Source organism: Nocardioides ungokensis (assembly GCF_013466985.1).
Taxonomy (GTDB): Bacteria; Actinomycetota; Actinomycetes; order Propionibacteriales; family Nocardioidaceae; genus Nocardioides; species Nocardioides ungokensis.
This window is the reverse complement of record NZ_CP059164.1, coordinates 2,845,629-2,862,608: the sequence shown is the minus strand read 5'-3', so window position 1 is coordinate 2,862,608 and position 16,980 is coordinate 2,845,629. Positions and strand designations below refer to the sequence as shown.

Sequence of the window (16,980 nt, the reverse complement as noted above, 5' to 3'; positions counted from 1 at the left end):
ATCCACGCGGGTCGGGGGCGGTTCTGCACGTGTGCGACGGTCCCGTCGCGCGAGCGCGTCCGAGCCGGGCCCAACAGTCCCCGGCGCGAGGCTTACGGCCCTGTCGGCGTGGGTCGGTCGCACGGCACCCTCGAGCCATTCTCGGAAGGGGAAGACCGATGTCGAACACGGACCCGAGCCCGCTGGGCGCAGTACCTGATCCGCCGAGCCCCGACCTCACGCTGCTGGCCGTGAGGAAGCTGGAGACCGACGGCGAGCAGCATCGACTGCTCCTCGAGACGTGGATCCGCGGGATCACGCTCCTGATGGTGGTCTTCGCCATCGTCGCGTACCCGTTCTACGCCCTGTTCGCCGGCACCACGCCGGCCGACCTCGCGCAGTACATCGCGCCGATCACCGGGATCGCCGGAGCTGTGGTCGGCTACTGGTTCGGGCAGGCCAGCCGAAAGCTCCAGCCCAAGGAGCACGGCTAGGCGCAGCTGGTTCCATCTCCTTCCACGCAGGTGGCGGGCGGTTCGTCATGCCCGGCCCCTTGGTGGGCGGAGCGTACGCCGGCTTACGGATTGCTGAACACCCGACTTTGGGCCTTGGGATCGTCGGTGTCGTGCGATAGGGATGGAGGAGCACGACAACGAGGACGGTCGCAGTAGGGCCGCCCCCGCACCGACCCGCGGTCGTCCGGAACAGGCTGGACGACCGGTCCGGACCTGGAGGGGGCGGATGACCGCTCAGTCAGCAGCCCACGACTCCCTGCGCGCCGTGGCCTTCGACCGGCTCGACCCGGTGGGCCACGCCCGGGAGCACGTCACGGCGTCCGCGCTGCATGACCACCCCGCGGGGCTCGTGGGACTGGAGCTCGAGCTGCACCTGGTCGACCTGCGCCGTCCCGCAAGCCGCCCGACGTGGCAGCGGGTCCTGGACCTGGTCGCGTCGCTGCCGCCGATGCCGTGCGGGAGCGCCGTCACCATGGAGCCCGGCGGCCAGGTCGAGCTGTCCACCCCGCCCGTGGCCGGTGCCCCGGCGGCCGTGGCGGCGCTCCGGACGGACCTCGCGGTCCTGCGCAGCGCCCTGGCCGGCCAGGGACACGGCGCAGCGGGTCTTGGCACCGACCCGGCCCGCGCGGCCCACCGGACCAACCCGCACCCGCGCTACGCCGCGATGGAGCGCCACTTCGACGCCCTCGGCTGCGCGGGCCCCGGGCGCTCCATGATGACCGCGACGGCTGCCCTGCAGGTCAACCTCGACGCGGGCCCGGCGGCCGGCTGGGCGGGCCGGCTCGACCTGGTGCGATCGCTCGTCCCGGTGCTCGTCGCCCTCTCCGCGGCCTCGCCGTACCTCTCCGGCCGCGCCTCGGGCTGGCACTCGATGCGGCAGCAGGTCTGGCAGGGGATCGACCCCCGGCGTTCCGGCGCGCTGCCCGAGGGAGGTCCGGCCGAGGCCTGGGCGAGGTATGCCCTCGACGCTCCCGTGATGCTCGTCCGCGACGCCGAGGAGGTCCGACCGGTCACGCAGCCGTGCAGCTTCGCCAGCTGGCTGGTCGAGCCCGACCGGCTCGGCCGCCCGGCGACCCCCGACGACCTCGACTACCACCTGACCACGCTGTTCCCGCCCGTCCGGCCACGTGGCTACCTGGAGATCCGGTGCCTCGACGCGCTGCCGGACCGGTGGTGGCCGGCGCTGGCCGCGCTCACCGTGACCCTGGTCGACGACAGTGTCGCGGCCGACCGCGCGAGCGAGCTGTGCCGGTCGGTGGCGGGGGCGGGGGAGTCCGCCGCCCGCCACGGACTGGCCGATCCGGCACTGCGCACCGCCGTCGTCGGCTGCGTCGAGGTCGCCACGTCCCGGTGCCCGGACACGCTCAGGCCCGACCTGGACGCCCTGGCCGAGCTGGTCGCCTCCGGCCGCACCCCGGGGGACGAGCTCCGCACCCGGGCCCGGACCCACGGACCGTTGCGCCTTCTCGAGGAGGAAGCACATGCATGACGACGTCGCCCGCGGCCTCGAGGCCGCCCGGCTGCGATCGAGGACCCTGACCGAGTTCGACGACCGCGAGCTCACCACCCAGCACAGCGCCCTGATGAGCCCGCTGGTGTGGGACCTGGCGCACATCGGCCAGCAGGAGGACCTGTGGCTGCTGCGCGGCGGCGACGCCTCCGCGCAGGGGCTGCTGTCCGCCCAGGTCGAGAAGCTGTACGACGCGTTCGAGCACCCCCGTGCCGCCCGGGTGAGCCTGCCGCTGCTGACCCCGGCCGAGGCCCGGCGGTTCATCGCCGACGTCCGGGGGCGGGTCCTCGACGGGCTCGAGCGCGCCGACGAGGAGACGCTCTTCCCCTACGTGATGGTCGAGCAGCACGAGCAGCAGCACGTCGAGACGATGCTCGCGACCCACCAGCTCCGCGAGGGGCCGGCCATCCTGGGCGCGGGCGCGCCCCTGCCACCCGGCCGGCCCGTGCCCTCCGACTCGGTGCTCGTTCCGGCCGGGGCGTTCACGCTGGGCGTCGACGGCGACCGGGAGCCGTGGTCGCTGGACAACGAACGGCCGGCGCACACCGTCGACCTGCCCGCGTTCCGGATCGGGCGGGTCCCGGTGACCAACGCGCAGTGGCAGCAGTTCGTCGCGGCCGGAGGCTACGACGAGGAGCGGTGGTGGTCGCCCCGCGGCTGGTCGCACCGCCTGCAGGCGGGTCTGGAGCGGCCGCTCTTCTGGGAGGCCGACGGGTCGCGCCGCCGGTTCGGGATCGTCGAGGAGATCCCGCCCGACGAACCCGTCCAGCACGTGTGCTTCTTCGAGGCCGAGGCCTACGCGGCCTGGGCCGGCGCCCGCCTGCCGACCGAGCAGGAGTGGGAGAAGGCCTGCGCCTGGGACCCGGCCACGGGACGACGTCGGAGGTGGCCGTGGGGCGACTCCGACTGGACGCCCGCCGTGGCCAACCTCGGCGGCGAGGCACTGCGCCCGGCCCCGGTCGGGGCCTACGCGGCCGGCGCCTCGGCGTACGGCGTGGAGCAGACGATCGGTGACGTCTGGGAGTGGACCTCCTCGGGCTTCGAGCCCTGGCCGGGCTTCGCGCCGATGCTGTACGCCGACTACAGCGAGCCGTTCTTCGGCGGGGACTACCGGGTGCTCCGGGGCGGGTCCTGGGCGGTGGGCGGCGCCTCGATCCGGCCCTCGTTCCGCAACTGGGACCTCCCGATCCGCCGGCAGATCTTCTCCGGGCTGCGATTGGCGTGGGACGTTGTGTAGGCACCTGGCGTGGCTGGGAGAGCCACGCACGCTCGCGTCGCTGGTCCTCGAGCCCTCCCACGGCCTGCTGCGCCAGTCCTACGCGCCGCGTCGGCAGAGCCGCGGGCTGCTCAACGCTGACGGCTGGGGAGTCGGGTTCTTCGCCGACGGGCGGCCCGAGCCGGTCCGCTGGCGCTCCGCTCGCCCGCTGTGGGGGGACGCCTCGTTCGTCTCGGTCGCCCCCGTGCTCGCCTCCGGCGCGGTGCTGGCCGCGGTGCGCTCTGCCACCGAGGGATGCCGATGGACGAGAGCGCCGCGGCGCCGTTCACCGACGGGCAGTGGCTGCTCTCGCACAACGGCCGGGTGGACCGCTCGGTGCTTCCCGCCCGCGGCGACGCCGAGTCGGTCTGCGACTCGGCGGTGCTGGCCGCGCACGTCTTCGCCGCCGGGGTGGGCGCGCTCGCCCCGACGGTGTGCGAGGTGGCCCGGCTCGATCCCGCCGCCTCCCTCAACCTGCTCCTGACCGACGGGAGCCGGATCCTCGCCGTCACCTGGGGGGATCCGCTCAGCTACCTCGAGGACGCCGACGGCGTCGTCGTGGCCAGCGAGCCCTGGGACGACGACCCCCGCTGGGTCGACGTCCCCGACCGTCACCTGCTGGAGGTGACCCCGGACGGGGTCACCCGGACCGCCCTGGAGGGCTGAATGCCACTATCGGACCTGGCCGTGCACCTCGCTCCGGAGAGCCTCGCCGAACAGATGGCCGAGGACGTCCGCGCGGGCCTGGGCAGCAGGCCGCGCACGCTGCCACCCAAGTACTTCTACGACGCCCGCGGCAGTGAGCTCTTCGACGAGATCACCCGGCTCCCCGAGTACTACCCGACCCGGGCCGAGCGCGAGATCCTCGACGCCCGGGTCGGGGAGATCGCGTCGGTGACCGCCGCGGAGACGCTGATCGAGCTCGGGAGCGGGACGTCGGAGAAGACCCGCCTGCTGCTGAGGGCGCTGCGCGACCACGGCACGCTGAACCGCTTCGTCCCCTTCGACGTCGACCCGGCGGTGCTCCAGGAGGCCAGCAGGGCGGTGGCCGGGGAGTTCCCGGGCCTGGCGGTGGCGCCGGTCGTGGGCGACTTCGAACGCCACCTCGGCGAGCTGCCCGCCGGACCGCGCCGCCTGCTGGCGTTCCTCGGCTCGACGATCGGCAACTTCGAGCCGGCCCAGCGCACGGCCTTCCTGGCCGCGGTGCGCGGCACGCTGTCCGCCGGGGACCACTTCCTGCTCGGCACGGACCTGGTGAAGTCCCCGGCCCGGCTGGTCGCGGCGTACGCCGACTCCCGAGGCGTGACCGCGGCCTTCAACCGCAACGTGCTGGCGGTGCTCGACCGCGAGCTGGACGCCGACTTCGACCCGGACGCGTTCGAGCACGTGGCGGTGTGGGACGCGGAGCACGAGTGGATCGAGATGCGGCTGCGCTCGCGGACCCGCCAGCGGGTGCACGTCCGGGCGATCTCGCTCGTGGTCGATCTCGAGGAGGGCGAGGAGATCCGCACCGAGATCTCGGCCAAGTTCCGGCCGGAATCGATCACCCGTGAGCTGGCCCGGGCCGGGCTACGGGTCACCGACCTGTGGACCGACGCCGCCGGAGACTTCGCGCTGTCGCTCTCGACGCCGGTGTGAGGCCCGGGCCCCAGAGTGGGCTCCAGCGTGGGTCCAGCGTGGGCCTCAGTGCCTGGCCTCCCGGCGGACCCGCCGCCGCAGCTGCAGGATCCGCAGGCTGCCGGCGACCGCGGCCAGGAAGAGCCCGGCGGCGGTGGCGATCAGCAGGGCGACTGCCAGGGGCGTCTGGCCGCTCCAGCCGAGGAACGAGACGCTGACGCTCTGGGTGTTCTGCGCGATGAAGACGACCAGCAGCAGGAGCACCAGGCCGAGGCCGACCACCGCCACCCAGATGCCGCTGGTGCGCGAGCCGCGCAGCGGGTCCTTGGTGTCCCTGCTCGCCGAGGCCGGGGCCGGCTCGGTCGGGGCCTCCCGGTTGTCCGGGCGGGTGTCCGGGCGCGTGTCCTCAGCGGCCCGGTCGGGCGGCGTGACGGGAGTGGGGGAGTCGTTGCTCATGCCTCATGTGTACCCGAGCGAGCGTGATCGCAACCTCGGCCGAGACTGTTGCCACCTCACGCCCGGTCACCCGGCGGCGACGAGCGTGACGGCCACCGCGCACAGGCCGAGCCCGATCGCCTGCGCGCGATGCACGTGCTCGCGCAGGACGAAGGCCGCGAGCATCACTGTGAAGGCCGGGTAGAGCGAGGCGATCACTGCGGTCACCGTCAGGTAGCCGCCGTGGGTCGCGACCAGGAACGCACCCGTGGCCAGGGCTCCGAGGGCGCCGCTGACCACCCCGCCCAGGGCGCGCGGCTCGCGCGGCAGCCACGGCGACCGGAGCGCGGTCGCCACGGCGACGATGGCGACGCCCGCCACCACCTGGTTCAGCGCCAGGGGCAGGAAGCCGGCCTCCTTGGGGATCTGGGCGAGCGCGGCGAAGAGCGTCCCGAAGCCCAGCCCGGCGAGCACGCCGTCGAGGAGCCCCGCACCCAGCCGCGTCGGGCCGGTGGCGGGCTCCCGTGCGACCAGCCAGATCGCCGGGAGGGCGATCAGGATGCCGAGCCAGACCAGGGTGTCGGGGCGCTCGCCCGTGAGCACGCCGACCGCCACCGGCACCACGGCGGCCCCCACGCCGGAGACCGGCGCCACCACGCCCATCCGGCCCGAGGAGAGGCCGCGGTAGAGGAACGCCGTGCCGAAGCCGTTGCCCAGCCCGGCCACGAGGCTCCACGCGAGGTCGGCACGCGTGGGGGACCCGGGCACCACGAGCGTGAGCAGGAAGACGAGGGTGGCGCCGCCGACCTGTGCGACCAGCGCGACCGACCACGGACTGACCCGCCGGGAGGTGACGCCGCCCACGAAGTCGGCCAGGCCGTACGACGCCGCGGCCAGGAGGGAGAGGAGCACGGCCATCAGGTGGGATCTCCCGCTCGCGACCGCCGTGCAGCGGGCACGATCACGTGATCGCCACCCCCCCACCCAGGTGGTGGCCGCCAGGATCGCCGCGACGAGCTCGATCAGGATGCTGAGGCCGGCGGCGCGCAGGGCCGCGAGCGTGGACGGCCAGGCGGAGTCGTGGCCGACACGTTGGCGCTCGGCGGCGTACACGCCCGCGACGAAGCCGAGGAACAGTCCCACGACCGGCACCACGAAGAAGCCCGCGAAGGCCCCCAGGGCGCCCCACCACTGGGTCGAGGTCGGGACCCCGGCCTGCTGGAGCCGACGGCCGGGGACGACGTACTTCACCACCGTCCCGGCGGCGATGAAGAGAGTGGCGACGACCAGGACGGTCCACGCGGTGGCCCCGCCCTCGGCGAGCGTCCACACGAAGACGGACCCGAGGACCAGCACCGAGCCCGGCAGGACGGGCACCAGCACGCCGACGAGACCCACCACCACGACCAGTGCGAGGCAGAGCTCGAGCGGACTCACGCGGCACACCCTCCCACAGCACCCGCCCGGCCAGTCAGCCCGGCCAGTCAGCCCGGACAGTCAGCAAATGCCGACGGCCCCGGACCTTGCGGTCCGGGGCCGTCGGGACGACTGGTGGGTTGCGGGTCGGTCAGAGCTCGGGCTCAGGCGCGGTGCTCGGCGTGTTGGCGAGCTTGTGGGTCTCGTCCTGCACGTTCGCAGCGATCTGACGAAGCTTGTCGCCGTGCTCGCGGGCGTGGTGTGCGCAGAAGAGAAGCTCGCCGCCGGTCTGGAGCTCCACGCGAAGGTAGGCCTGGGCTCCGCAACGGTCGCAGCGATCCGCGGCCGTGAGGGCGGCGGAACTAGGGGCAACTGCAGTGGTCACATCGGCCTCATTTCTGGTCATCGTGTCTTGCTCAACGTAGTGGCGGGTATCAAAGATTCCCGTCCCCCGTGTGACCGGACACGCAATCCAATCATGGTGGGTCTTCCCCGCCCCTACGGTTCCCACACATCGGGATCCCAATATTGGGGAGGAAGTTGTCTAGCCCTTTCGAGTGTGACGCCCGTACGGGGTGTCCGGTTGCAGAACGCCGATCGATATACCCGATCGTGTCCACATCGTGACGTCCCCCACGGTGGTGCTGTGAAGCTGTCGTGGAGCCCACGGTAGCCCCCGACCCCAGTTGCCGGTCGGCAGGCGAGCCTTGTGCGGCGTCCGGCGTGTCGCAGGTAGATTCGGCCCCGCACGGACACCGGATTTGCGCACGCTGGGAGCCGACGATCGACAACACGTACAACGCCGCCCACCTCCTGGTCCTCGAGGGCCTCGAGGCGGTCCGGAAGCGACCCGGCATGTACATCGGGTCCACGGACACCCGCGGCCTGATGCACTGCCTGTGGGAGATCATCGACAACGGTGTGGACGAGGCCCTCGCGGGGGCCGCCCACCGGGTCGAGGTGACCCTCCACGCCGACGGCTCCGCCGAGGTGCACGACGACGGCCGCGGCATCCCGACCGACAAGGAGCCCAAGACCGGGCTGCCGGGCGTCGAGGTGGTCGCGACCAAGCTGCACGCCGGGGGCAAGTTCGGCGGCGGCTCGTACGTCGCCACCGGCGGCCTGCACGGCGTCGGCCTGTCGGTCGTCAACGCGCTGTCGGCGCGCATGGACATCGACGTGGACCGCTCGCCTGCGCAGCAGGGCCTGTCCTTCCGCCGCGGCGTGCCGGGCGTCTTCGCCGACGACGCCCCCGACGCGGCGTTCGAGCCCAGATCGGGGCTCACCCGCAAGGGCAGCCGGGTGGCCAAGGGTCGCAGCGGCACCCGGATCCGGTTCTGGCCGGACCGCCAGATCTTCACCAAGGACGCGACCTTCGAGTTCGAGGGCCTGCTCGGGCGCGCCCGGCAGACCTCGTTCATCGTGCCCGGCCTCGAGCTGGTCATCCGCGACCTGCGGGGCGACCAGCTGGTGGAGGAGAAGTTCCGCCACGACGGCGGGATCGCGGAGTTCGCGGAGTTCCTCGCCCACGACGAGGCCGTCACCGACATCCTGCGGCTCCAGGGTTCCGACACCTTCACCGAGACCGTCCCGCTGCTCGACGACAAGGGGCACATGACCCCGCAGGAGGTCGAGCGCGAGCTCGGCGTCGACGTCGCCGTGCGGTGGGGGACCGGCTACGACACCGAGCTGCGCTCGTTCGTCAACGTCATCGCGACCCCGAAGGGCGGCACCCACGTCAGCGGCTTCGAGCAGGCGGTGACCAAGACCTTCAACGACGTGATGCGCTCGACCAAGGCGCTCAAGGTCAACGACGCCGACGTGCTCAAGGACGACGTCCTCGAGGGCATGACCGCGGTCGTGACGGTGCGCCTGGCCGAGCCGCAGTTCGAGGGCAGACCAAGGAGATCCTCGGCACGCCGGCGGTGCGCACCGCCGTACGCAAGGTCGTCTCCGCGGAGCTGAAGAAGTTCCTGACCTCGACCAAGCGCCTGGAGAAGGCCCAGGCCAAGCTCGTCATGGAAAAGGTCGTCGGGGCCTCGAAGACCCGGATCGCGGCGCGGCAGCACAAGGAGACCCAGCGCCGCAAGAACGCGCTGGAGTCCTCGGCGCTGCCCTCCAAGCTGGCCGACTGCCGGGCCACCGACAACGAGCGCACCGAGCTCTTCATCGTCGAGGGCGACTCGGCGCTCGGCACCGCCAAGCTGGCACGCAACTCCGAGTTCCAGGCGCTGCTGCCCATCCGCGGCAAGATCCTCAACGTCCAGAAGGCCTCGGTCGGCGACATGCTCAAGAACGCCGAGTGCGCCTCGATCATCCAGGTGGTCGGTGCGGGCTCGGGCCGGACCTTCGACCTCGACGCCGCCCGCTACGGCCGGATCATCTTCATGGCCGACGCGGACTCCGACGGTGCCCACATCCGCTGCCTGCTCGCGACCCTCTTCTTCAAGTACATGCCCGACCTGATCCGCGAGGGCCGGGTCTTCTCCGCGGTGCCGCCCCTGCACCGCATCGAGCTCTCCAACCCCAAGAAGGGGATGGACAAGTACGTCTATACCTACTCCGACGACGAGCTGCAGCGGAAGCTCGCCGAGCTGAAGAAGCGGAACGTCCGGTGGAAGGACCCGGTCCAGCGCTACAAGGGCCTCGGTGAGATGGACGCCAACCAGCTGGCCGAGACCACCATGGACCCGCGGCACCGGACCCTGCGGCGGATCACCGTCGACGACGCCGACCAGGCCGCGACCGTCTTCGAGCTGCTGATGGGCTCGGAGGTCGCTCCGCGCAAGGAGTTCATCGTGCAGGGGGCCTACGAGGTGGACGTCGAGGCGCTCGACGCCTGAGCTGCCGGTCTGTCCGGGCGTGCGGATTGGTCACCAACCGCACGTCTCGGGCTGTCTGCCGTGCAGTTGGTGACCATTCGGCGGATGCGCGGGGCAGGGGTCGTCGGCCGGCTCGCGAGCCGGGCGGTTGAGGCCGTTCGCAGCTGTGCAGGCGAGGTCGTCGTGGGCCGGCTGCCGGGTGCGGGAGGTGCGGATTGGTCACCAACCGCACGTTTCAGGCCGTCTGGCGTGCGGTTCCTGACCAATCGGCGGATGGGGTGTGCTGCGGCCAGGGCCGTCGGCCGGCTGACGGGTGGGGGAGGTGCGGATTGGTCACCAACCGCACGTTTCGTCCGCTGGAGATGCGGTTGGTGACCAATCGGTGCGCGGCCCCGACCCCAGATCGAGGTCGCGGTGAGCTTGCCACCGTTTCGGGCGTGGTTTCGGTGGCTGGGCCACCGCCACCCTGGCGGTCAGGCGTCGACCGGGATCGGCTTCTGGATGTCGTGACCCGAGCGGTGGGCCCACGTCACCAGCGCGGCGATCGCCACGATCAGGAGGCCGGTCAGGCGCAGGTCGCCGAACCCGAGTCCGCCGCCGATCGCGTGGTCCTTGCCGATCCAGTCGGCGAACGACGCGCCCAGCGGACGGGTGAGGACGTAGGCCGCCCAGAAGCACAGGGTCCCGTTGACGCCGAGCCGCCACGCCACCAGCGGCACCAGGATGGCCGCGAGGAACAGGAAGCCGGACGGCAGGAAGCCGAGGTTCATCGTCAGGCCGGTCAGGTCGCCGACGGCGGTGCCGAGCGCGAAGGTGGCCAGCACGGTCGCCCAGTAGAAGCGCTCGCGGCGGCGGGTGTCGATGTGGTGGATCGACAGGGTGCCCTCCGAGCGGTGCCAGCGGGTGAAGAGCACGCCGACGACGACGGCGTAGAACGCCGAGGTGATGTAGTACGACAGCCCGGTCGCGACGTGGAGGATGTCGGCCATGATCGTGCCGAACACAGCGACCATCGAGACGCAGAACCAGTACGTCGGGGCGTGGTAGCGGTCGCTGCGCAGCTGCAGCCACAGCGCCAGGAAGAAGCCCCCGACGCCGATCACCCCGCCGAGCACCAGGCTGGCCTCTCCCAGGCCGTCGGAGGCCGCCTCACCCATGCCGGTGGTGAGGATCTTGATCACCCAGAACAGGGCGGTGATCTCGGGGACCTTCGCCGCGATCGGCTGGCGCCGGCCGGAGTCGACCGACGCGGTCGGGGACTGAGCGGTCGGGGACAGGGAGTCGGTGGAGGAGGAAGTCACCCGATGGACGTTAGGTGGCCAGTTCTGACAGAGACCTGACGAGCGGGCCCACGCCGGCATGACGTCCGTCACGCCCTCGGCCCGGCCGCTGCTAGCGTCGCGGGCATGGGCATCGTCAACGACGTCCCGCGACTGCTGCAGCCCGTGCTGGACTGCCCCTACCCCCGCGCGCTCGCGGAGTTCTACCGCAAGCTGCTGGGCTTCACCTATCGCGCCGGCGACGAGCCGCGCGAGGACGACCCGGCCGCGCAGGACGAGGACTGGCTGGTGCTGCTCCGGCCCTCGGGGGAGCGGGGGCTGGCGTTCCAGCAGGCCGAGGACCACGTGGAGACGACCTGGCCGGAGCCCGGCGTACCCCAGCAGATGCACCTGGACCTCACCGTGACCAGCCGCGCCGAGCTGGACGCGCAGCACCAGCGGGCCCTGGCGCTCGGAGCCCGGCTGGTCCTGGACCGCAGCGACGACCCGCACGAGCCGCTGCGCGTGTACGCCGACCCGGCCGGCCACCGCTTCTGCATCTTCGTCGCGCCCGGCTGAGGCGGTCCGGGCCTAGAAGTGCTGCTCCAGCAGCCCGCTGTCGACGTCGTAGAGGAAGCCGCCGACGAGCACCGACTCCGGGATGAGCGGGTGCGAGCGGACCCGGCGGACGTCCTCCTCGAGGGCGGCGACCTGGTCCTCGACGACGTGGAAGGCCTGCCAGGAGGCGTCCTGCCCGGCTGACTGCCCGACCCGCTCGTGGAGCTCGGCCTCGGTGTTGGAGGCCATCGCGCAGCGGGTGTGGGGGACCACCATGATCCGGGACACGTTGAGCAGGTGCGCCCCGAGGACCAGCGCCTCCAGCGCGGCGTCGGTGACGCGACCACCGGGGTTGCGGAAGATCTTGGCGTCGCCGGCGCTCAGGCCCACCATCCGCAGTGGGTCGATGCGGGAGTCCATGCAGGTCACGATGGCGACGCCCGCGTGGGCCACGCCGTCGAAGCCGCCGAGCGTGAAGTTCGCGGCGAAGTCCTTGTTGGCAGAGAGAAGGTCGTCGAAGTCGTCCACGAGTCCGACGCTATCGGACTCTCATCCGGCCGCGCGCAGCATCTCGCGGGCGCCCACGGCCCGGGTGGCTGCGCCGCGGAAGAGCACCAGGGCCAGCACCGCGGCGACCACCGCGCAGACCGCGGCGCCGGCGAAGACGGTGTGCTCCTGCGAGATGCCTGCCACCCGCAGCAGGTTGGTGAACTCGTCGCACCGGGTGCTGCTGCCGCAGACCTCGCGCGCCGACGGCAGGTCGGCCTGCTCGGCGTAGTAGCGACGCAGGCCGATCGTGGTGAGCGCGGAGATCCCGACCAGCATGCCGACCATCCGCGCCACGACCACCAGCGCGCTCGCGAGCCCGTGGACGCGGTCGCCGGTGCTGGCGAGGACGGCAGCGTTCACCGGAGCGAGCGCCAGCCCGAAGCCGAGGCCACCGAGGAGCAGCGGGACGTTGGCCGACAGGTCGTCGAGGCTGGTCAGCCCCCACCGGCTCATCAGGACGAACCCGAGAGCTGCGAGCGCCATGCCCATGGCCGCGACCACGCCGGCGTCGACGCTGCGGGTGAGGTAGCCGCCGATGACCGCGCCGACCGGCAGCGCGACCAGGAAGCGGACCAGCACCAGTGCGGCCAGCAGCTGCGAGTCGGGGTAGACGGTGGTGCGCGCGAAGATCGGGATGTCGATCAGCGCCGCGATCAGGGCGGCGCCGACGAAGAAGCTCACCAGCATCGCCCCCCAGGCGGGGGTACGCCGCAGGGCGCCGGCCGGCACCAGCGGCGACTCGGAGCGGCGCAGGTGCAGGACGAACGCGACCGTCGCGAGCGCCGAGCCGAGGAGGTACCACGCGCCCTGGTCGGAGAAGACCTGGACCTTGGGGTCGGCGGTCGCGAACGCCAGGATCACCCCGGCCAGCGCGACCGCGAGGAACAGCGCACCCACCAGGTCCGCCTCGCGGGCGGTCCGCACCCAGGCGGGCAGGTCGACCAGCGGCCGTGCGGCGGTTGCGCACCGCACCAGGAACAGCAACGCCGCCGCCATCGCCACGACGCCGACCGGGGTCAGCCAGCGCCCGTCGCCGACGAACGGGATGAAGATCTGCCCCCACGTCAGGTCGCGCATGATCGGGGTCGGGCGCACGAATACGAGCACGCCGGTGGCCAGCGTGAGGAGGAGGAGCACGGCGCCGACGAGGTCTGCTCGCGGTCTGCGGGGTTTCGAGGCTCGCTTCGCACGCACCTCAACCGACGGGAGGTCCTCGGCTCGCACCTCAACAGCCGGGAGGTCCTCGACTCGCACCTCGACCGCTGAGGCTCCGGCGGCGGCGCGGATGGCTGCGGCGAGGACCAGTCCTACGGCGAGGTTGATCAGGAAGATCGCGCGCCAGTCGGCGAGCGCGAGCACGACGGCGCCGAAGAGCGGCCCCAGCACGCTGCCGAGCTCCTGGACGGCAGAGACCACGCCGAGCGGGACCCCGCGCCGGTCGGCGGGGTAGAGGTCGGCGACCAGGGCCAGGGTCGCCGGGACCAGGCCGCCGCCGCCGACCCCCTGGAGGAACCGGCCGCCGACCAGGGAGGGCATGTCGTAGGCGAGGGTGGTCACCAGGGAGCCGAACGCGAAGAGCACCAGGGCGGCCACGAGCACCGGCACCCGGCCGCGCAGGTCGGCGATCCGCCCGATCAGGGGCAGCATGGCGACGTACCCCAGCAGGAAGCCGGAGACGATCGGCGCGGCCCGTTGGAGCTGGTCGATCGGGATGCCGACGCTGTTCATCATGTCCGGCAGCGCGAGCACCACCACGTAGGTGTCGGCGGCCGCGAAGGCGACGGCGATCGCTGCCAGCCCCAGCAGCAGCCGCGGCCGGCCGGTCATGGGCGCGTCACGGCGCGGTGATCGTCTTCTGGGTGCCGTAGTCGTCGAAGGTGACGCTGTAGGTCATCGAGGGGGAGTTCTTGTAGAACACCCCGGTCAGGTCGGCCTTGCGCAGCTGGCCGCTGTCGCTGACGGTGTACGTCGCGTCGAAGTTGCCCGAGGCGGTGGGGATGACGTTCTTGACCACGTCACCGGCGACGGTGCCGGTGTACTCGGTGAGGACCTCGCTGTTGTTCGTGCCGCCCCGCACGCTGTCGCCCTTCTCGACCCCGGTCGTGGCGGTGAGCAGCGAGGAGAACCCCTGGTCGGGGCTCATCAGCTGGGCCGGGTCCGGGGCGCCGTAGTCCGCGGGGTCGATCTCCTGCCAGCCGGGCGTGAGGGGCAGCTGGACGTGCACCTTGCCGTCGACCGAGACCACGGGCACCTCGAACGGCTGGCCCGAGAGCACCACGGTGATCTTCCCGTCGAACGCCGGGTCGTGCGTGGCGACCCCCTCGGCCCGCTCCACGCCGGTGACCCCGGAGGGCAGGTTGTCGGTGGTGAGCGCGAGGGAGACCCCGCTGGTCCCGTCGAGGGTCTTCTTCGCCGCAGCCAGCACCTCGCGGGGCGATTTCTCGGTCGAGCCGGACGAGGAGCTGGCGTTGGTGCACGCGCTCAACGCAACCGTGGCCAGCAGGGCGGCCAGGAGCGCGGCGGGACGACGGAGCTGCATGCGCTCAGCCTTCCACACCGCCGGTGGCCAGCCGGACGGCGACCGGGCCGGCGCAGGCCCCGATCGGCTGGCTGCCCGGCACGCCCGAGCCGTCCCGCCGACCATTGGCCTCGGGCAGCTCCACGGGGGCCCCGCTGGTGGCCGCCGCACGGGCGGGCGCGGTGCCTGCCCAGGCGAAGACCAGCGCGTCCTCACCCTTGAGGAACCGGTGGCAGCGCACGCCACCGGTGGCCCGGCCCTTGGCGGGGTACTCGGTGAACGGGGTGACCTTGACCGAGCCCGGCTCGGTGCCCGGCAGCGCGGTGGAGGAGCCCGAGGCAGTGACGACCACGGCATCCGCGGGGTCGACCGCCCCGAACCAGGCGACCTGCTGGCCGGCCGTGAGGCGGACCCCGGCGATGCCCCCGCCCGAGCGGCCCTGCGGACGCACCCCGTCGGCGCCGAAGTGGAGGAGCTGGGCGTCGGAGGTGATGAAGCAGGGTCTCCCGGCCGGTGGCCAGGTCGAGGACGCCGACCACCTCGTCGCCGTCCTTGAGCGAGACGACCTCCCACTCGTCGCGGGAGAGCACCTCCGGGTTGACCCGCTTGACGATGCCCTGCCTCGTGCCGAGCGCGAGGCCCGGACCCTCGGTCGGCAGCGCGCTGAGCGCGAGCGCCCGCTCGCCGCTCTCCAGCGACAGCACCTCGCTGAGCGGGACGCCGCCCTGCAGGTTGGGGTCGTTGGCCGACGCCGGGATCGCCGGCAGGTCGAGGACGCTGAGCTTGACCAGCCGGCCTCGGGAGGTGACCACGCCGATCTCACCACGCGCAGTCGTGCGCACAGCGGAGACCACCACGTCGTGGTTGGTGCGCCCGTCGCCGGAGCCGACAGGCTCGTCGGTGGTCGAGCGCGCCAGCAGGCCGGTGGAGGACAGGAAGGCGAAGCACGGGTCGTCGGCGACCTCGAGCGGCACGGCCGACGAGGTGACGGTGGTGCCGGCGGACTCCAGCAGCACCGTGCGCCGCGGGGTGCCGTAGGTCTTGGCGACCTCGGCCAGCTCGTCGGAGACGACCTTCCGGAGCAGCTTCTCGTCGGCCAGGATCGCGTCGAGCTCCTCGATCTCCCGGCGCAGGACCTCCTGCTCCTTCTCCAGCTCGATGCGGGAGAAGCGGGTGAGCCGGCGCAGCTGCATCTCGAGGATGTAGTCGGACTGGGCCTGGGAGAGGTCGAAGACCGACATCAGCCGCTCGCGGGCGGTGCCTGCGTCGTCGCTGGTGCGGATGACCTGGATGACCTCGTCGATGTCGAGCAGGGCGATCAGCAGGCCGTCGACGAGGTGCAGGCGCTCGGCCTTCTTGTTGCGGCGGAACTGCGAGCGGCGCCGGACCACGTCGTACCGGTGGCCGAGGAAGACCTCCAGCAGCTCCTTGAGGCCGAGCGTGCGGGGCTGGCCGTCGACCAGCGCGACGGTGTTGATGCCGAAGGTGTCCTCCATCGGCGTCAGCTTGTAGAGCTGCTCGAGCAGGGCCTCGGGGTGGAAGCCGTTCTTGACCTCGATCACCAGGCGCAGGCCCTTGTCGCGGTCGGTGAGGTCCTTGATGTCGGAGATGCCCTGGAGCTTCTTGCCCTGGACCAGGACCTTGATCCGCTCGATGACCTTCTCGGTGCCGACGCCGTAGGGCAGCTCGGTGACGACGATGCCCTTGCGGCGGGGCGTCACCGACTCGACGCGGGCGGTGGCGCGCATCCGGAAGGTGCCGCGCCCGGTCTCGTAGGCGTCGCGGATCCCCTCGAGACCGACGATCTTGCCGCCGGTGGGCAGGTCGGGGCCGGGGATGAACTTCATCAGGCCGTCGAGGTCCGTGGCCGGGTGGTTGATCATGTGCCGCAGCGCCTGCACGACCTCGACCAGGTTGTGCGGTGCGATGTTGGTGGCCATGCCCACGGCGATGCCGGTGGTGCCGTTGACGATCAGGTTGGGGATCGCGGCCGGGAGCACCGTGGGCTCGAGCTCACGGCTGTCGTAGTTCGGCTTGAAGTCGACGGTGTCCTCGTCGATCGAGGCGGTCATCGCGACGGCGGCGGGTGCCATCCGGGCCTCGGTGTAACGCATGGCGGCGGGGAGTCGTCGGGCGAGCCGAAGTTGCCGTGCCCGTCGACGAAGGGGACCCGCATCGACCAGGGCTGGGCCATCCGGACCATGGCGTCGTAGATCGCGCTGTCGCCGTGGGGGTGCAGCCGACCCATCACCTCACCGACCACGCGGGCGCTCTTGACGTGCCCGCGGTCGGGGAAGAGCCGCATCTCGTTCATCGTGTGCAGGATGCGGCGCTGGACCGGCTTCAGCCCGTCGCGCGCGTCGGGCAGCGCCCGGGAGTAGATGACGGAGTAGGCGTACTCCAGGAACGACGAGCGCATCTCGTCGCCGACATCGATGTCGAGGATGTGCTCCTCGAAGTCGTCGGGAAGGTCCTGCTTCGTCTTCGGCCGTGCCATGCCGTGCATTCTCCCCGGTGGCCCCCGCCGATGCGCCGGGGGCACGCCGG

General features: G+C 72.2%; 13 protein-coding genes and 2 pseudogenes. 7 read left to right on the top strand and 8 right to left on the bottom strand.

From position 1 onward, the window contains the following. The first annotated feature begins 158 nt into the window (after window positions 1–158). From H0S67_RS14125 to egtD, 5 genes are all read left to right on the top strand, one after another. Window positions 159–473 (top strand): hypothetical protein, encoded by a 315-nt coding sequence (locus tag H0S67_RS14125; protein WP_180933563.1) that lies wholly within the window; start codon window positions 159–161, stop codon window positions 471–473. Window positions 474–720: 247 nt separating this feature from the next. Then, window positions 721–1,983, top strand: a complete 1,263-nt coding sequence (egtA, locus tag H0S67_RS14120) for an ergothioneine biosynthesis glutamate--cysteine ligase EgtA (protein WP_180933562.1) — start codon at window positions 721–723, stop codon at window positions 1,981–1,983. Beyond that, on the top strand, window positions 1,976–3,241 hold the full coding sequence (gene egtB, locus H0S67_RS14115) for an ergothioneine biosynthesis protein EgtB (RefSeq protein WP_180933561.1): 1,266 nt from the start codon (window positions 1,976–1,978) through the stop codon (window positions 3,239–3,241). The genes egtA and egtB overlap by 8 nt, the downstream gene beginning before the upstream one ends. Window positions 3,242–3,520: 279 nt before the next feature. Next, the gene (locus tag H0S67_RS23700) at window positions 3,521–3,925 is read left to right on the top strand and encodes a class II glutamine amidotransferase domain-containing protein (protein WP_219635277.1); all 405 of its coding nucleotides are present in this window, start codon (window positions 3,521–3,523) and stop codon (window positions 3,923–3,925) included. After that, the gene (gene egtD / locus H0S67_RS14105) at window positions 3,926–4,897 is read left to right on the top strand and encodes an L-histidine N(alpha)-methyltransferase (RefSeq protein WP_180933560.1); all 972 of its coding nucleotides are present in this window, start codon (window positions 3,926–3,928) and stop codon (window positions 4,895–4,897) included. 45 nt (window positions 4,898–4,942) lie between these two features. Here the strand turns inward: egtD and H0S67_RS14100 are convergent, their stop codons facing one another. From H0S67_RS14100 to H0S67_RS14085, 3 genes are all read right to left on the bottom strand, one after another. After that, window positions 4,943–5,332, bottom strand: a complete 390-nt coding sequence (locus tag H0S67_RS14100) for a LapA family protein (RefSeq protein ID WP_180933559.1) — start codon at window positions 5,330–5,332, stop codon at window positions 4,943–4,945. Between the two features lie 66 nt (window positions 5,333–5,398). Beyond that, on the bottom strand, window positions 5,399–6,748 hold the full coding sequence (locus tag H0S67_RS25395) for a DUF456 domain-containing protein (protein ID WP_246354741.1): 1,350 nt from the start codon (window positions 6,746–6,748) through the stop codon (window positions 5,399–5,401). A 130-nt stretch (window positions 6,749–6,878) separates the two neighbouring features. After that, entirely contained in the window at window positions 6,879–7,133 is a 255-nt protein-coding gene (locus H0S67_RS14085; RefSeq protein WP_219635276.1) for a DUF7455 domain-containing protein, read from the bottom strand. Between the two features lie 353 nt (window positions 7,134–7,486). Between H0S67_RS14085 and H0S67_RS14080 the strand changes: the two are divergent. After that, window positions 7,487–9,570 (top strand): annotated as a pseudogene (locus tag H0S67_RS14080) (DNA gyrase/topoisomerase IV subunit B). A gap of 452 nt (window positions 9,571–10,022) precedes the next feature. Here the strand turns inward: H0S67_RS14080 and H0S67_RS14075 are convergent. Next, window positions 10,023–10,850, bottom strand: a complete 828-nt coding sequence (locus H0S67_RS14075) for a COG4705 family protein (RefSeq protein WP_219635275.1) — start codon at window positions 10,848–10,850, stop codon at window positions 10,023–10,025. A 105-nt stretch (window positions 10,851–10,955) separates the two neighbouring features. Here H0S67_RS14075 and H0S67_RS14070 point away from each other — a divergent pair, with 105 nt between their 5' ends. After that, the gene (locus tag H0S67_RS14070; RefSeq protein ID WP_180933558.1) at window positions 10,956–11,387 is read left to right on the top strand and encodes a VOC family protein; all 432 of its coding nucleotides are present in this window, start codon (window positions 10,956–10,958) and stop codon (window positions 11,385–11,387) included. Between the two features lie 12 nt (window positions 11,388–11,399). Here H0S67_RS14070 and H0S67_RS14065 read toward each other — a convergent pair whose 3' ends face one another. The 4 genes and pseudogenes from H0S67_RS14065 to H0S67_RS14050 all read right to left on the bottom strand — a co-directional run bounded on the left by H0S67_RS14065 (window position 11,400) and on the right by H0S67_RS14050 (window position 16,930). Then, window positions 11,400–11,894, bottom strand: a complete 495-nt coding sequence (locus tag H0S67_RS14065) for a beta-class carbonic anhydrase (protein ID WP_180933557.1) — start codon at window positions 11,892–11,894, stop codon at window positions 11,400–11,402. Between the two features lie 21 nt (window positions 11,895–11,915). Continuing rightward, a complete protein-coding gene (locus H0S67_RS14060) occupies window positions 11,916–13,742 on the bottom strand; it encodes an MFS transporter (protein WP_180933556.1) in 1,827 nt (608 codons plus the stop codon). A 7-nt stretch (window positions 13,743–13,749) separates the two neighbouring features. Further along, window positions 13,750–14,454, bottom strand: coding sequence for an LppX_LprAFG lipoprotein (locus H0S67_RS14055; RefSeq protein ID WP_180933555.1), 705 nt, complete (start codon window positions 14,452–14,454; stop codon window positions 13,750–13,752). A gap of 4 nt (window positions 14,455–14,458) precedes the next feature. Then, window positions 14,459–16,930 (bottom strand): annotated as a pseudogene (locus tag H0S67_RS14050) (DNA gyrase/topoisomerase IV subunit A). Window positions 16,931–16,980 lie beyond the last annotated feature (50 nt).

Bases quoted from the DNA above. Each gene is read 5' to 3' on its own strand.
- egtD (WP_180933560.1), top strand. From the start codon at position 3,926: ATGCCACTATCGGACCTGGCCGTGCACCTCGCTCCGGAGAGCCTCGCC.
- H0S67_RS23700 (WP_219635277.1), top strand. From the start codon at position 3,521: ATGGACGAGAGCGCCGCGGCGCCGTTCACCGACGGGCAGTGGCTGCTC.
- H0S67_RS14100 (WP_180933559.1), bottom strand. From the start codon at position 5,332: ATGAGCAACGACTCCCCCACTCCCGTCACGCCGCCCGACCGGGCCGCT.
- H0S67_RS14055 (WP_180933555.1), bottom strand. From the start codon at position 14,454: ATGCAGCTCCGTCGTCCCGCCGCGCTCCTGGCCGCCCTGCTGGCCACG.
- H0S67_RS14060 (WP_180933556.1), bottom strand. From the start codon at position 13,742: ATGACCGGCCGGCCGCGGCTGCTGCTGGGGCTGGCAGCGATCGCCGTC.
- H0S67_RS14125 (WP_180933563.1), top strand. From the start codon at position 159: ATGTCGAACACGGACCCGAGCCCGCTGGGCGCAGTACCTGATCCGCCG.
- egtA (WP_180933562.1), top strand. From the start codon at position 721: ATGACCGCTCAGTCAGCAGCCCACGACTCCCTGCGCGCCGTGGCCTTC.
- egtB (WP_180933561.1), top strand. From the start codon at position 1,976: ATGCATGACGACGTCGCCCGCGGCCTCGAGGCCGCCCGGCTGCGATCG.
- H0S67_RS14070 (WP_180933558.1), top strand. From the start codon at position 10,956: ATGGGCATCGTCAACGACGTCCCGCGACTGCTGCAGCCCGTGCTGGAC.
- H0S67_RS14085 (WP_219635276.1), bottom strand. From the start codon at position 7,133: ATGACCAGAAATGAGGCCGATGTGACCACTGCAGTTGCCCCTAGTTCC.